Raw genomic sequence first — 12,860 nt, 5'->3', positions numbered from 1 at the left:
ATGCCAGTTTTAACGCAAGTCGGAGCCAGTCTACTGCAGCAAGGGTTAGATCTCGAAGATCTGCAGGGATACCTGAAACACATTCACCAGCACCAAGTCGACTTTGCCGATCTCTATTTCCAAGGCAGTCGCCATGAATCTTGGGTGCTCGAAGATGGCATTATCAAAGAGGGCAGCTTCCATATTGAGCGCGGTGTCGGCGTGCGCGCTAACGCGGGCGAAAAAACTGGCTTTGCTTATGCCGATGAAATTACTCCCAATGCATTAACCGCCGCGGCTGATGCTGCTCGCGGAATTGCCTGCAGCGGTGGCAAGCATAAAGTGCACGCGTGGAAACGCCGTGGCGCTGTGGCGCTGTACTCTGAACAAGATCCGATAGCGGCGCTCAACGAAGCCAGCAAAATTGCTCTGCTAAAACAAGCCGACGCTTATATTCGCAGCCTCGACAGCCGCATTATTCAAGTGGTGGTCAGCTTATCTGGGGTGTACGAAGAGATCCTAGTAGCGGCGAGCGATGGCACTTTGGCGGCGGATATTCGCCCGTTGGTGCGTTTTAACTGTTCAGTGATTATTGAAGAAAATGGTCGTCGCGAACGCGGTAGCTCTGGTGGTGGTGGCCGCCATGATTACAGTGTGTTGATGGCAAATGCCGATGATGGTCTGCCGATGTGTTTTGCGTTTGCCCGTGAAGCGGTGCGCCAAGCGCAAGTGAATCTTACCGCGATTGATGCACCTGCGGGCGAGATGCCAGTGGTGCTCGGTGCCGGGTGGCCGGGGGTGCTGTTGCATGAAGCGGTTGGCCACGGCCTAGAAGGTGACTTTAACCGTAAAGGCAGCAGTGCCTTTAGTGGGCGTATTGGTCAGCAAGTCGCATCTGAGTTAGTCACTGTGGTGGATGATGGCACACTGCCAAATCGCCGTGGTTCGCTCAGTATCGACGATGAAGGTACGCCAACCCATCGCACCGTGCTGATTGAAAACGGCATTCTCAAAGGCTACATGCAGGATAAACTCAACGCACGTTTGATGGGACAAGCGCCAACCGGTAACGGCCGCCGCGAATCCTACGCGCATCTGCCGATGCCACGTATGACTAACACCTACATGCTGGCAGGCAATAGCGATCCAAAAGCCATTATTGCCTCTGTGGAAAAGGGCATCTACGCGCCTAACTTTGGTGGTGGTCAAGTGGATATCACCTCCGGCAAGTTTGTGTTCTCTGCCTCAGAAGCCTACTTAATCGAAAAAGGGGAAATCACCCAAGCGATTAAGGGCGCCACCTTGATCGGTAACGGGCCTGAAGCCATGGGGATGATCTCTATGGTCGGTAATGATTTGGCGTTGGACCAAGGCGTGGGCGTCTGTGGTAAAGATGGCCAAAGTGTACCTGTGGGGGTCGGTCAACCAACGCTGAAGTTAGACCGTTTGACCGTCGGTGGTACCGCCTAAGTGATTCGCGGCGTGAACCATGCCTGACAGATAAAGGCACTAAGCCGCTGCAGAGCAGGGACGTTTTTGCACCTAACTAGCTAGCCTACTACCATGGCTAGCTAGTATCGCTATCGATGCGATGGTAGAATCTACACGGAATTAGAGTAAATACTCTAGAGGTATGAATGAAGCTCACTAAAATGTTTGCTGTGGTGGCGTTGAGTAGCTGGGGAGCTGTTGTACAAGCACAACCTGTCACTCTAGCCAACGCTTGGCAACAGTTACAACGAGTTAGCGATAAGCTGGCCGCAGATGGCGAACAAGTCAATGCGGCACAAGCTGAGCAGCAGGGCGCTAAAGATCTCTATCTGCCACAGCTTTCCATCGAAGGCAGCTACACACGGTTAGAAAAGCCCATTGAGCTGGATCTTACTAAGCTCAATCCATTGGCGTCGATGGATCTTTCTTCACTACCCGCCCAATATGCGGCGATTTTTGCCAGTATTCCCCATTCAATGTTTGTCACCCCGTTTACCGAACAAGAGGTGTATAACGCCAGTTTAAGGGCAATGTGGCCTATTTATACTGGTGGGCAGATCACTGCGGCACAGGCCATTCGCGAAGCGCAAGTGGCCGAAAAGCAGCAACAGCATGAGTTGACCCGTCGCGAGTTGTTTACCCAATTGATTGACCGCTACTACGCGGTAGACGTGAGCCAGTCATTGGTGGTGACGCAACAGCAATTAGTCAACTCGCTGACCACTCACTATGAACATGCGTTGAAGATGGAGCAGCAAGGGCAGATTGCTAAGGTGGAGTTGCTCAACGCCGAAGTCGCGTTAGACGATGCCAAGGTGACGTTAGGCAGTGCCAAGCGTCAGTTGGAAATGGCGCAGATCGCTTTGCGACGTTTACTGCATGAGCCGAACGCCGATGCGATCTCGCCGATGTTTGTATTGGATACACCCCCATCGTTACCGCAAGTTACCCAATTGACCTTGGCTCAGCATCCGGCACTGAAGCTACTGCACTCTAAAGAGGAGCAGGCCAAGGGGCTTATCGACATGGAAAACGGCAAATACAAGCCAACCGTGTATCTGTACGGCAATTACACCTTGTATGACGATGACAGCCTCGTGACCGAAATGACGCCCGATTGGATGGTCGGCGTAGGTGTGCGGGTGCCGCTGATCACTCGCGATGGTCGCAGCGGTAAAGTACTGGCTGCCAAAAGTGCCTTGTTGCAGGCGCGCTATACCAAAGCACAGACCACGCAAGATTTGAGCCTGCTGGTGGATCAAAGTTACCGGCAGATGCAGCAAGCGGCAGAGGAGATTAGTTCGCTCAATACCTCACGCAAGCTCGCAAAAGAGAATTTACGTCTGCGGGAGTTGGCCTTTAATCAAGGGCTGGCGACCTCTGTCGAGCGGGTTGATGCCGAGTTGAAACTTAGTGCAGTGAATACTCGGCAATTGGCCGCCAAATATCGCTACATGCAGGCTTATGCTCAACTCATGGCTGTGAGTGGGCAACTGGATGATTTTATTGGCTATAGCAAACAGCAGGAGATGAAGGATGCGCGCTAATCCTTTACTGGCGACAGTGGCGTTGGGTGGTATTGCCGCCGCGCTGATTTATGGACTGATTTTAGCTTATACCCCCGCCCCGCAACCGTTGCAGGGGCAGATAGAAGCGCGCGAGTACAACGTCTCCTCCAAAGTGGCCGGTCGAGTCGAGCAGGTGATGGTACGTCGTGGCGACCATGTTAAAGCGGGCGATCTGCTGTTTTCCATCGACAGCCCCGAATTAAATGCCAAGCTGGTGCAAGCCAGTGGCGCACTGCAATCAGCAAAAGCGATGCAAGCGGAAGCCGACAACGGTGCCCGTAAACAGCAAATTGCTGCAGCGCGTGAGCAATGGCTGAAAGCCAAGGCCGCCGCAGAGTTGGCACAGACCACTTATCAGCGGGTCGAAAACTTATTTAACGACGGCGTGGTGGCACGGCAAAAACGCGACGAAGCCTACACCCAATGGCAAGCGGCGAAATACACTGAACAATCTGCCAAAGCGATGTATGACATGGCGCAAGAAGGCGCGCGTGACGAGCAGAAATTGGCGGCAGAAGGCAATGCCAAACGCGCTGAAGGAGCGGTGCAAGAGGTTAACGCTGTGCTAGCCGATAGCCAGATGCGCGCGCCCAAAGCGGGTGAAATTACCGAAGTGCTGTTACAGCATGGTGAGTTGGCGGGTAGCGGCTTTCCGGTGGTAACCTTAATTGACATGCAAGACAGCTGGGCGATTTTCCAAGTGCGTGAAGATCTGCTCGACCAGTTCCACAAAGGCGATATCAAACAGTTACGTATTCCGGCGCTGGGTAAAAGTTTTGAATTTAAGGTCAGCTACATCAGTGCCTTGGGTGACTTTGCCACTTGGCGTGCCACTGAAAGCGGCCACGACTTCGATATGCGCACCTTCCAAGTTGAATTACGTCCAACAGCACCTATCGCAGATTTACGCGTTGGCATGTCAGTGTTGTTGGCTGGAGCCGAGTAATGCGAGCTTTGCTGCGACGTGAGTTGCTAGCACTCAAGCACGATAACTGGCAGCTCGCGCTAGTCAGCTATGTGCCCTTGTTAGGTTTTTTGTTGTTGTGGTGGCTGTTCTCCGCGGCGTTGCCACGGCATTTGCCTGTGGCAGTGGTCGATCAGGATCACTCCAGCATTAGCCGCATGTTAGGCCGTACCATCAATGCTAGCCCCGTCAATCGCGTGATTGATTATCCCAATCAAACTGAAGCGATTGCGGCCATGCGCCGTGGTGAGGTGTATGCCCTCGTGACTTTGCCAGTGGATCTGCGTCGCGATCTGCTGCTCGGTAAGCAGCCACAAATTGATGTGCGCTATAACGGCCAATTCCTGTTGGTGGGCAAGCTATTATCGGCGCAAATTAGCCTCAGTTTAGCCGATGGTTTGCATCAGATAGCACGAATGAACCTGCTCTCCCAGGGTGTGCCGAGTAAGCTCGTGGCCGCCCATATGCAGCCTGTGTCGACGCAAACCACCGCCTTATTTAATATCAATAACAACTATGTTGGCTTCTTAGTTCCGCCCATTTTAGTGGCCTTGTGGCAGTTAGTTGCCATGCTTACGTTTGCCAATGCCATGAACCGCGAGCTAACGCCTGCACATTGGCGGCACGCCTATCAACAAGGCTGGCTGAAATTGATTGCGGCTAAGGCGTTGTTTTACGCGCCTATCTTATTGTTGCACGGCCAGTTTGTGCTGGCGCTGGTCTATGGCTATTTAGGCTTACCTGCAGAGCAACTGTTGTGGCTACTGCCGTTGCAGTTACTCACCTTGTTGGCCGTGTGGTTGTGGGTGGTTGCGATTTTCTTCCTACTGCGTGATGGCGCACGGGTGATCAGCTTTTGTACCGCGTTGTTTGCTCCAGCTTTTGCCTTCATGGGGATCACCTTTCCCACCGATCAGATGCCACTGCTCGCTAAGTGGTGGCGCGAATTGATGCCTTCAAGCCACTACATTGAGGCGCATGTCAGCTTAGTCAGTTATGGCAATGTCAGCTTAATGTGGCAGCACGGTCTGGCACTGCTAGGCTTTTTGATTCTGCTAGTACCGATAGTGGCGTTAGCTTACTTACATCGGCCCAAAGCTGGCACAGTGGAGGCGTTGTCGTGAGTTATTGGCGCTGGATTGTGACCGACATTATGAGCCTAGCGCGTGATCGTGCGATTGCGCTGACCTTGTTTGGTGGGGTGCTGTTTTACGCGGTGTTATATCCGCTACCGTATATTCATGATGTTGCCACCGAGCAAAGCGTGGCGGTGGTTGATCTAGATAACTCCTCGTTGTCACGGCAGATGATCCGATACGCCGATGCTAGCCCGCAAGTTAAGGTGGTCGCCCGTGCAGGCTCGGTGGACGAAGCAAGAGCAATGATTGACCGCAACCAAGCCAAGGGATTGTTGGTGATCCCTGCGGGCTTCCGTCATGATCTGTTGCGTGGTCAGCAAGTGACCTTGAGCTTTGCGGGTGACGCCAGTTACTTTCTGATTTACTCAGCCATTGTGCAGGGGTTAACTACTGCTGGTTTAGATGTGGGCAGCCAACTGCAACTGCAAGGTTTGCTGGCTAACGGTACGCTACCTGCGGCGGCAGCGCGGCAAGTTGCGCCAGTTGCGTTGAATGAAGTGGCGGTGTTTAACCAAGGTTTAGGCTATCCCGCTTATGTGATCCCTGGACTGTTCCTGCTCATTTTGCACCAAACCTTGTTCATTGGTATGGGCATTTTGGGCGCAGGGCAATGGCGTCAACCCGGCTACTGGCAGCAATTTTCCCCATTGACGACAGTGTGCTTACGCATGGCATCATTTACGCTGGTGTACACCTTTTTGAGCGCTTTTTATATCGGCTGGTGTTATGACTACTATGATGTGGGACGCCAAGCGTCGTTAGGCCAAGTGTTACTATTGATGTTGCCATTTTTGCTGGCTACGGCGGCTGCGGGGATGGCGTTTAGCACGCTATTTGTGCGCCGTGATCTGCCGACACAAGTGATGCTGCTCAGTTCGATGCCCATTCTGTTTGTGGCAGGCTTTGTCTGGCCGCTATCGATTATCCCTGAGCCGTTAGTGTGGCTGTCTCAATGGGTGCCAGCGGTACCGGGCATGATGGCGATGTTGCAGCTTAATCAAATGGGCGCAAGTTGGTCGCAAGTGCTACCGCTGTGGCTACAGCTTTGGGGCTTATGCGGTTTATATCTGCTGCTGGCTGTGTGGGGTGTGCGCCGCCGGCGGCAAGCGTTAGCGGCACAATTAGCTGAAAGGTCAGGGAAGCATTAACGTATTAGAAAAACAGGGTTTCTAGTTTCTTTCCAGAAATATACATATCACATCTATCGGCGCTGCTGGATTTGGCATTTTGTACGGCACTGGCGATGATACCAAAGGCGCCACCTTGGTTGCCTAAGATTGAACCGAAATAGCAATTGCCTTCAAAGTCGTGGTCGGCATATTTGGCTTTGAGGATGAGTTTGGGTGTATAAGGGGGGAATTTACCGCTCATCAGCGGATCACCGTTTATAGTGAGGGTGACTTTACCGTCATCTGGCATATAAACCCCAGCAAACTCATAATTGGTGCCTTCAAAATCAGCGTTTTTGGGTTGTGCAACGATTGGTTTAGCGGCGCAGCCTGTCAATGCAACAGCGACAACAGCCGCTGATATTAGCGAGATAAGTTTGTTCATTATCCATCCTTGAAGTAAGTAAAAGCGCTTCCCTGAGCGTATGAATTATACCGTTTTTGTAAAAAAAAACGCCAGTGGTAACTGGCGTTTGTTATGACTTAGTTACACTCTCGTTTCTGTAAGTAAGTACTTAAATAAGTTAGCTTTGGCTGTTGACTCAGTCCCTTTTTCTAACTCTTTCTTCGCTTGGCGCACCAACTGCCGCAGTTTTTGGCGCTCTAGCTGTGGGTGCAGATCAAGCAACGCTTGAATCGCTTCATCACCTTCTGTTAACAGCTTATCGCAAAGTTTCTCGGTGATCTGTGCTTGTGCTGCTACTTGGTTTTTACGGTTGAGTACTTTATCTAACGCCGCTTTGATCTGTGCAAGATCGATATTACGCATCAATCGGCCAATATATTGCACTTGGCGACGATGAGCATCGGTATTAGGTTTAATTTTTTTGGCTAATGCCAATGCATCAAGCAGGCTATCTTCCAGTGGGATTTTATCCAGCTGGCTTTGACTTAATGTCAGCAATTGTGCCCCTAGATCCTGAGCCGCAGTACTTTCCCGCTTCATAGCGGATTTACTGACGTACTCTTCATCATGGTCATAGGGTTGTTTCATCAGTTCAGAATCGTCGACGATTTTCATAACTCAGTTTTCCAGTGAAATCGCGCAGATTGTAGCAGTTCTGTCAGAATTCGTCTGTAGTGGCGGCAATTTTCATTAGCTTTGCCATGTTTTATACATGAGAAACCTAGCGGGGTTTGTTATGCTCTAAATATCATTTGTTTAAGTTGAGTAACACCGTGTCAGTTCCGTTTATCGATGCTGAGCTGCCTGCATTAAAAGATGCAGTGGCCACCGCGCTTGAATATGCCCGTAGTCTCGGCACTAGTGCCGCAGAAGTTGCGATTAGTAAGCAGCAAGGGTTAAGTGTTTCTAGCCGTCTTAAAGAAGTGGAGACGGTGGAATTCAATAAAGACGGCGCCTTAGGTATCACAGTGTATCGTGATGGCCATAAAGGTAATTCCTCTACCTCTGATCTGTCGCCGGAAGCGATTAAAGAGGCGGTGAGAGCTGCCGATGGTATCGCGCGTTATACCAGTGAAGATCCGTCAGCGGGCCTCGCCGATGCTGAGCTTATGGCAACCGAATTCCCTAATCTGGATGTCTACCATCCACGCGATTGCAGTGCGGAAGAGTTGGCGGAGTTAGGCATTGCGGCAGAGACCGCCGCACTAGCGACAGACAAGCGCATCACCAATTCTGACGGCGCCAGCGCCAATGCCCACAGTAGCATCAAAGTGTATGGCAACAGTCATGGCTTTTTGCACGGCTATTGCAGCAGTCGCTACAGTTTAAGCTGTGTGGTGATTGGTGCGGATGACCAAGGTGATATGCAACGCGATTATGATTACACCGTGGCGCGTCGCTTTGAACAACTGCAATCCGCTCAGTTGATTGGGCAAAGTGCGGCGCACAAAACAGTGAGTCGCCTTGGTGCACGTAAATTGCCTACAGGCAAACTTCCGGTCATCTTTGCTGCGGATATTGCCACAGGCCTGTTAGGGCACTTGGTTGGTGCTATTAGCGGTTCAAGTTTGTATCGCAAATCCAGCTTCTTACAAGATTCCCTTGGGCAGACCTTATTCCCTGAGTGGTTCAATATTCACGAGCAACCGCATCTGCTCGGTGGCTTAGCGAGTGCGATGTATGACAGCGAAGGTGTGGCAACCAAAGATCGTCTGATCGTTGATAACGGTGCGTTGCAGACTTATCTGCTCACCAGCTATTCGGCGCGTAAACTCGGTATGAAAAATACGGGTCATGCTGGTGGCATCTATAACTGGCGTGTTAGTGATAGCGGTAAGAATCTCGCGCAGCTGTTGCAGCAAATGGGGACTGGCCTACTGGTCACTGAAGTGATGGGGCAAGGGGTGAATTCGGTAACGGGAGATTACTCTCGCGGGGCAGCAGGTTTCTACGTTGAAAACGGTGAGATCCAATATCCGGTCGAAGAGATCACCATCGCTAGCAACTTGAAAGATATGTATCGCAACATTGTGGCGGTCAGCGGTGATCGTGAGCAGCGCTCTTCGATCAATACTGGCGCAATCTTTATTGAACAGATGAAGATTGCCGGTAACTAACAAAGCGTGACTTCCAGCAAACAAAAAGGCGCCATCGGCGCCTTTTTAATAGGGGTCGAGTTGTTGCGCCATCGGCAACAGTTGTCGGGAATAGTGTTCCGATACCACGCTAAATGGAGTTTTGTCGTTACGATAGAGCATAGCTTGCTGCTGCAACACTATGGCAGGTAATGAGCCAGCATCAGACTTTGGCCACAATGGGCTATAGCTCAGGTTTTGACGATAGTAGCCCAGTTTACGCAGTTCTCGACCAAAACTGACGGGGTGGTCGAGCATCTGCGCTTCGATCTCGCTGGGCAGCATTTTGGGCAGATACCAGTGCTCAAATACCGCGACGACTTTGTTATCACACTGGTATTGCAGTTTGAGATAGCGCGGTTGTGTTTGTGGGCCAATATGTAGCTGCTGCCTTACGGTATCTGGCAGTGGCGGCGTTGGCTCAGTCACGCTGTTTACTGTCAATGCTGTGGGTGAGGCTAAATAGCTATGGCACCAAGAATCGAGGGTGGCTGGTGCGTTTTTACTGTTGATGAGATGTTGATTGAGCTGAGTGAGTAGCTCTGAAGCGGTCATCAGCGGAGGAATACTTAAAGACACTGCCTGCGTTTGGCCGTTGAACAGCATACAAACTAGCGCCATTCCGCTGTAGCGAATGAATCCTTTTGCGCCAACTGTCATGAAAATGGGTACTCTCTTGTTATTTTAATGGTGATTAACTGGCTAAATTCAGCACAGTCGTGGAGATCTTCACCAATGTAAGCATTGTCGCCATGAATTACAATTAAAAATCGCTGGACATTTAGCCACAACCGCGTAGTCTAGCGGGCGATTTTTAGACACATTGACCACTATTGGTCACCCATTGCTAATGAGGTAGTTATGGCAAAACGTAGTAAGCGGCCGCAGCCGCAACATGAGTTTGGGCGTGGTGAGATAATGGACAACGCGCTCAAGGCGGCAGTCACCAGTGCACTGTTTCGTACGCGAACAGAGAGCGCCAAAAAAGGTAAAGGTGCCTTCCAACGTAAACAACGCAACCAGAAGGGGCAAGCACACAAGGGCTTTGCCCCTTTTGATTTATATGGACTAACGTTTTGTTAAGCAATAAAAAAGCGCACCCTAAGGCACGCTTCTCTCTATCGTTCTAGGTTCAGGCCTGTTCAGTTTCATCCGGCATGTCTACCAACTCTGCCCACAAATCGTGTTCATCAGAGTGAGTGATACGCGCCCGCACTAAGTTGCCGGGTTCCAATTCGGTTTGCTCATTGATAAATACCATGCCATCAATCTCTGGGGCATCGGCATAGCAGCGGCCAATCGCGCCTTCTTCATCAACGTCATCAATCAGAATATCCAGTTCACGTCCCACTAGGCGTGCTAAGCGTTCGGCACTGATCTCTGCTTGCACTTCCATAAAGCGTTCGTAACGTTCTTCTTTTACTTCTTCGCTGATTAGCGCTTCACCGAGCGAGTTGGCGGCGGCGCCTTCTACTTCTGAATATTTGAAGCAACCTACGCGGTCTAAACGCGCTTCTTTCAAGAAATCGAGCAGGATTTGGAAATCCTCTTCGGTTTCGCCAGGGAAGCCGACAATAAAGGTTGAGCGGATTACTAAGTCTGGGCAGATCTCACGCCATTTACGGATCGCATCTAACTGACGATCTACTCGGCCTGGACGCTTCATCAACTTGAGCACACGTGGGCTGGCGTGCTGCAATGGCAGATCCAGATATGGCAGAATCAAACCTTCAGCCATCAACGGAATCAACTCGTCCACCCAAGGGTATGGATAAACGTAATGCAGGCGGATCCACGCGCCCATTTTGCCGAGCTGGCGTGCCAGTTCGGTGATGTTTTGTTTGACGGGCATGCCGTTCCAAAACGCGGTGCGGCCACCTTGGTCTTTGCCGTAGGCTGAGGTGTCTTGGCTGACCACTAAGATCTCTTGCACTCCACTCTCAACTAGGCGTTTGGCTTCATCCAGTACGCTGCCGATGTCACGGCTATCGAGATCGCCACGCAGTGACGGAATAATGCAGAAAGTGCAGCGGTTGTCGCAGCCTTCAGCAATCTTCAGATAGGCGTAGTGTTTAGGCGTAAGCTTCACGCCAGTTTGTGGGATCAGCGAGGTAAACGGGTTGTGTTCTGGCTTGGGTACGTATTTGTGAACGTGCTCTAACACGGCTTCGTAGCTATGTGGGCCAGTAATTTCCAAGACATCTGGGTGCACTTCACGGATTTGGTTTTCTTTGGCACCTAGACAACCAGTCACCAATACTTTGCCGTTTTCTTCCAGCGCTTCGCGGATCGCATCTAATGACTCTTCCACTGCAGCATCAATAAAACCGCAGGTATTGACGATCACTAAGTCGGAATCGTGATAGCTGTTAGTGACTTCATAACCGTCGATACGCAGTTGCGTCAGAATACGTTCTGAGTCTACGAGGTTTTTTGGGCAGCCCAAGCTGACAAAGCCAATACGATTGCCGTTGGCTACAGCGTCCGCAGTCGCGGCAGATTGTGCCAAGGTTTTTTCGGCGGTGTCCAATGTAGTGGTTTGTTTGGGATCAAAAGTCTCAACTGAATTTTTCAAGATAAGCGTTCCGCAGTGCTATTAACTTAATGGGCAGGGTTACCCCAAAAATAAGGCGGCGATTATACCGCAGCCATATAAAAGGTACAGCGTGGGTGGTTAAAAAATATCCTGACGTGATACTGAACAGTTTAGTGGTAGCCCTTGCCAAGTTCGCTTAACTCTCATAGCGTTAGGCTATTGTGCCTAACGAGGAAAGCATGCGATGAAATTTACCTCTTCAAACAAGTTGTTATTATTAGGTTTACCCTGTTTATTCGTGTCATCTGCGGTATTGGCGGCAGAGCAACCGCTACTGGAAACTGTCGGTGTTAGCCAGATCCAAGCGGAGCCAGATCGGGCGGAAGTGACCGTGGCCGTGGTGGCCAAAGGTGACAATGCTTCAAGCGCTAAACAGCAAGCCGATAAAGCGGTATCAGCCTTTATCGATCGTTTGTTGAATTCTGGGGTTCATAAAGATGATATCAGCAGCGCCAATTTAAATTTAACGCCGCAATACCGTTATCCAAAAGAACAGGAGCCAGTATTGACCGGTTATCGCGCTAGCCGCGATGTCACGCTAACGCTGTCTTTGCCGCAGTTGAATTCGGTGCTTGATAAAGCATTGGCAGAGGGTATGAACAACGTACGGCAGATCAATCTCAAATCGAGCAAAGAGGCTGAACTACGGCTCAAAGCGCGTGATGCCGCCATTGCCGATGCCAAGCAAAAAGCCAAAGCCTTGGCGAAAGGTTTTGATACTGAACTCGATGGCGTCTGGTCGATTCGTTACTTTGAGCAAACGCCAGTCACTACGCTGCGCTTCAACGTCGCAGAAATGAAGCAGGCATCGACCGACCAGAGCTACCAATATGGCACGGTGGAATTTTCTGATCGGGTTGAAGTTAGCTACAAATTGAAAGACTAAGCCGCTAGTCGTCGCAGGGTGCGTTCGGGGTTGGCAGCAGTTTTTGGTAGAAGGCCAGATCCAGCCAACGACCAAACTTGAACGCCACTTGCGGCAAGGTGCCTGAATGGCTAAAGCCCAGTGTCTCATGCAGATGAATGCTGGCGCCGTTAGCGGCATCAATGGCACCTACCATCACATGCAACTGCTGCTGTTGCGCTTGTAACAGCAGCGCTTGCATCAAGGTTTTTGCTACTCCTCGACCACGAAATTGCTGGTCAACATACACTGAATGCTCTACCGAATATTTGTTAGCGGGATAGCCACGAAACGGCCCATAGCTGGCAAAGCCCAGCAACTGCCCATGTTCATCTACAGCACCAATGACAGGAAAATTGCCTGCTTGCTTAGCAGCAAACCATTGTTGAATGCGCGCATGATCCCGCGGAGCGTATTCATATAACGCGGTGGTGTTGGCGATGGCATCGTTAAAAATCTTCAGAATAGCATCGCCATGAAGGGCGTATTGGCAGTCGATAATGTGCATG

At 50.9% G+C, this 12,860-nt stretch carries 13 protein-coding genes; 8 read left to right on the top strand and 5 right to left on the bottom strand.

Annotated features, from left to right (window positions below; genetic code table 11):
* The 5 genes from tldD to ACN0TT_RS04240 all read left to right on the top strand — a co-directional run bounded on the left by tldD (nt 1) and on the right by ACN0TT_RS04240 (nt 6,289).
* Nucleotides 1-1,449 (top strand): metalloprotease TldD, encoded by a 1,449-nt coding sequence (gene tldD / locus ACN0TT_RS04260; RefSeq protein WP_417760904.1) that lies wholly within the window; start codon nt 1-3, stop codon nt 1,447-1,449.
* Between the two features lie 167 nt (nt 1,450-1,616).
* Entirely contained in the window at nt 1,617-3,017 is a 1,401-nt protein-coding gene (locus tag ACN0TT_RS04255) for a TolC family protein (protein ID WP_417760903.1), read from the top strand.
* Nucleotides 3,007-3,984, top strand: a complete 978-nt coding sequence (locus tag ACN0TT_RS04250) for an HlyD family secretion protein (RefSeq protein ID WP_417760902.1) — start codon at nt 3,007-3,009, stop codon at nt 3,982-3,984. The genes ACN0TT_RS04255 and ACN0TT_RS04250 overlap by 11 nt, the downstream gene beginning before the upstream one ends.
* On the top strand, nt 3,984-5,126 hold the full coding sequence (locus ACN0TT_RS04245) for an ABC transporter permease (protein WP_417760901.1): 1,143 nt from the start codon (nt 3,984-3,986) through the stop codon (nt 5,124-5,126). Before ACN0TT_RS04250 ends, ACN0TT_RS04245 begins: the two co-directional genes overlap by 1 nt.
* On the top strand, nt 5,123-6,289 hold the full coding sequence (locus ACN0TT_RS04240) for an ABC transporter permease (protein ID WP_417760900.1): 1,167 nt from the start codon (nt 5,123-5,125) through the stop codon (nt 6,287-6,289). The genes ACN0TT_RS04245 and ACN0TT_RS04240 overlap by 4 nt, the downstream gene beginning before the upstream one ends.
* A 4-nt stretch (nt 6,290-6,293) precedes the next feature.
* Here the strand turns inward: ACN0TT_RS04240 and ACN0TT_RS04235 are convergent, their stop codons facing one another.
* Together ACN0TT_RS04235 and yjgA are read right to left on the bottom strand one after the other, a co-directional pair.
* Nucleotides 6,294-6,695, bottom strand: a complete 402-nt coding sequence (locus ACN0TT_RS04235) for a hypothetical protein (protein WP_417760899.1) — start codon at nt 6,693-6,695, stop codon at nt 6,294-6,296.
* 102 nt (nt 6,696-6,797) lie between these two features.
* A complete protein-coding gene (gene yjgA, locus ACN0TT_RS04230; RefSeq protein WP_417760898.1) occupies nt 6,798-7,331 on the bottom strand; it encodes a ribosome biogenesis factor YjgA in 534 nt (177 codons plus the stop codon).
* 158 nt (nt 7,332-7,489) lie between these two features.
* Here yjgA and pmbA point away from each other — a divergent pair, with 158 nt between their 5' ends.
* The gene (pmbA, locus tag ACN0TT_RS04225; RefSeq protein ID WP_417760897.1) at nt 7,490-8,833 is read left to right on the top strand and encodes a metalloprotease PmbA; all 1,344 of its coding nucleotides are present in this window, start codon (nt 7,490-7,492) and stop codon (nt 8,831-8,833) included.
* A 45-nt stretch (nt 8,834-8,878) separates the two neighbouring features.
* Here pmbA and ACN0TT_RS04220 read toward each other — a convergent pair whose 3' ends face one another.
* Nucleotides 8,879-9,511: a hypothetical protein gene (locus tag ACN0TT_RS04220; RefSeq protein ID WP_417760896.1), complete on the bottom strand. Its 633-nt coding sequence runs from the start codon at nt 9,509-9,511 to the stop codon at nt 8,879-8,881.
* Between the two features lie 201 nt (nt 9,512-9,712).
* Between ACN0TT_RS04220 and ACN0TT_RS04215 the strand changes: the two genes are divergently transcribed.
* Nucleotides 9,713-9,934, top strand: coding sequence for a ribosome alternative rescue factor ArfA (locus tag ACN0TT_RS04215; RefSeq protein WP_417760895.1), 222 nt, complete (start codon nt 9,713-9,715; stop codon nt 9,932-9,934).
* Nucleotides 9,935-9,983: 49 nt separating this feature from the next.
* Here the strand turns inward: ACN0TT_RS04215 and rimO are convergent, their stop codons facing one another.
* Complete coding sequence (gene rimO, locus ACN0TT_RS04210) at nt 9,984-11,426, bottom strand: 30S ribosomal protein S12 methylthiotransferase RimO (RefSeq protein WP_417760894.1); 1,443 nt, start codon at nt 11,424-11,426, stop codon at nt 9,984-9,986.
* 205 nt (nt 11,427-11,631) lie between these two features.
* Between rimO and ACN0TT_RS04205 the strand changes: the two genes are divergently transcribed.
* Nucleotides 11,632-12,333: an oxidative stress defense protein gene (locus tag ACN0TT_RS04205; protein ID WP_417760893.1), complete on the top strand. Its 702-nt coding sequence runs from the start codon at nt 11,632-11,634 to the stop codon at nt 12,331-12,333.
* 4 nt (nt 12,334-12,337) lie between these two features.
* Here ACN0TT_RS04205 and ACN0TT_RS04200 read toward each other — a convergent pair whose 3' ends face one another.
* Complete coding sequence (locus ACN0TT_RS04200) at nt 12,338-12,859, bottom strand: GNAT family N-acetyltransferase (RefSeq protein ID WP_417760892.1); 522 nt, start codon at nt 12,857-12,859, stop codon at nt 12,338-12,340.
* Nucleotide 12,860: the final 1 nt, after the last annotated feature.

Origin of the sequence: Shewanella sp. (assembly GCF_048265805.1) — a bacterium.
Classification (GTDB): domain Bacteria; phylum Pseudomonadota; class Gammaproteobacteria; order Enterobacterales; family Shewanellaceae; genus Shewanella.
The sequence above is the reverse complement of the archived record's forward strand: the minus strand, read 5'-3'. Positions and strand labels throughout refer to the sequence as shown.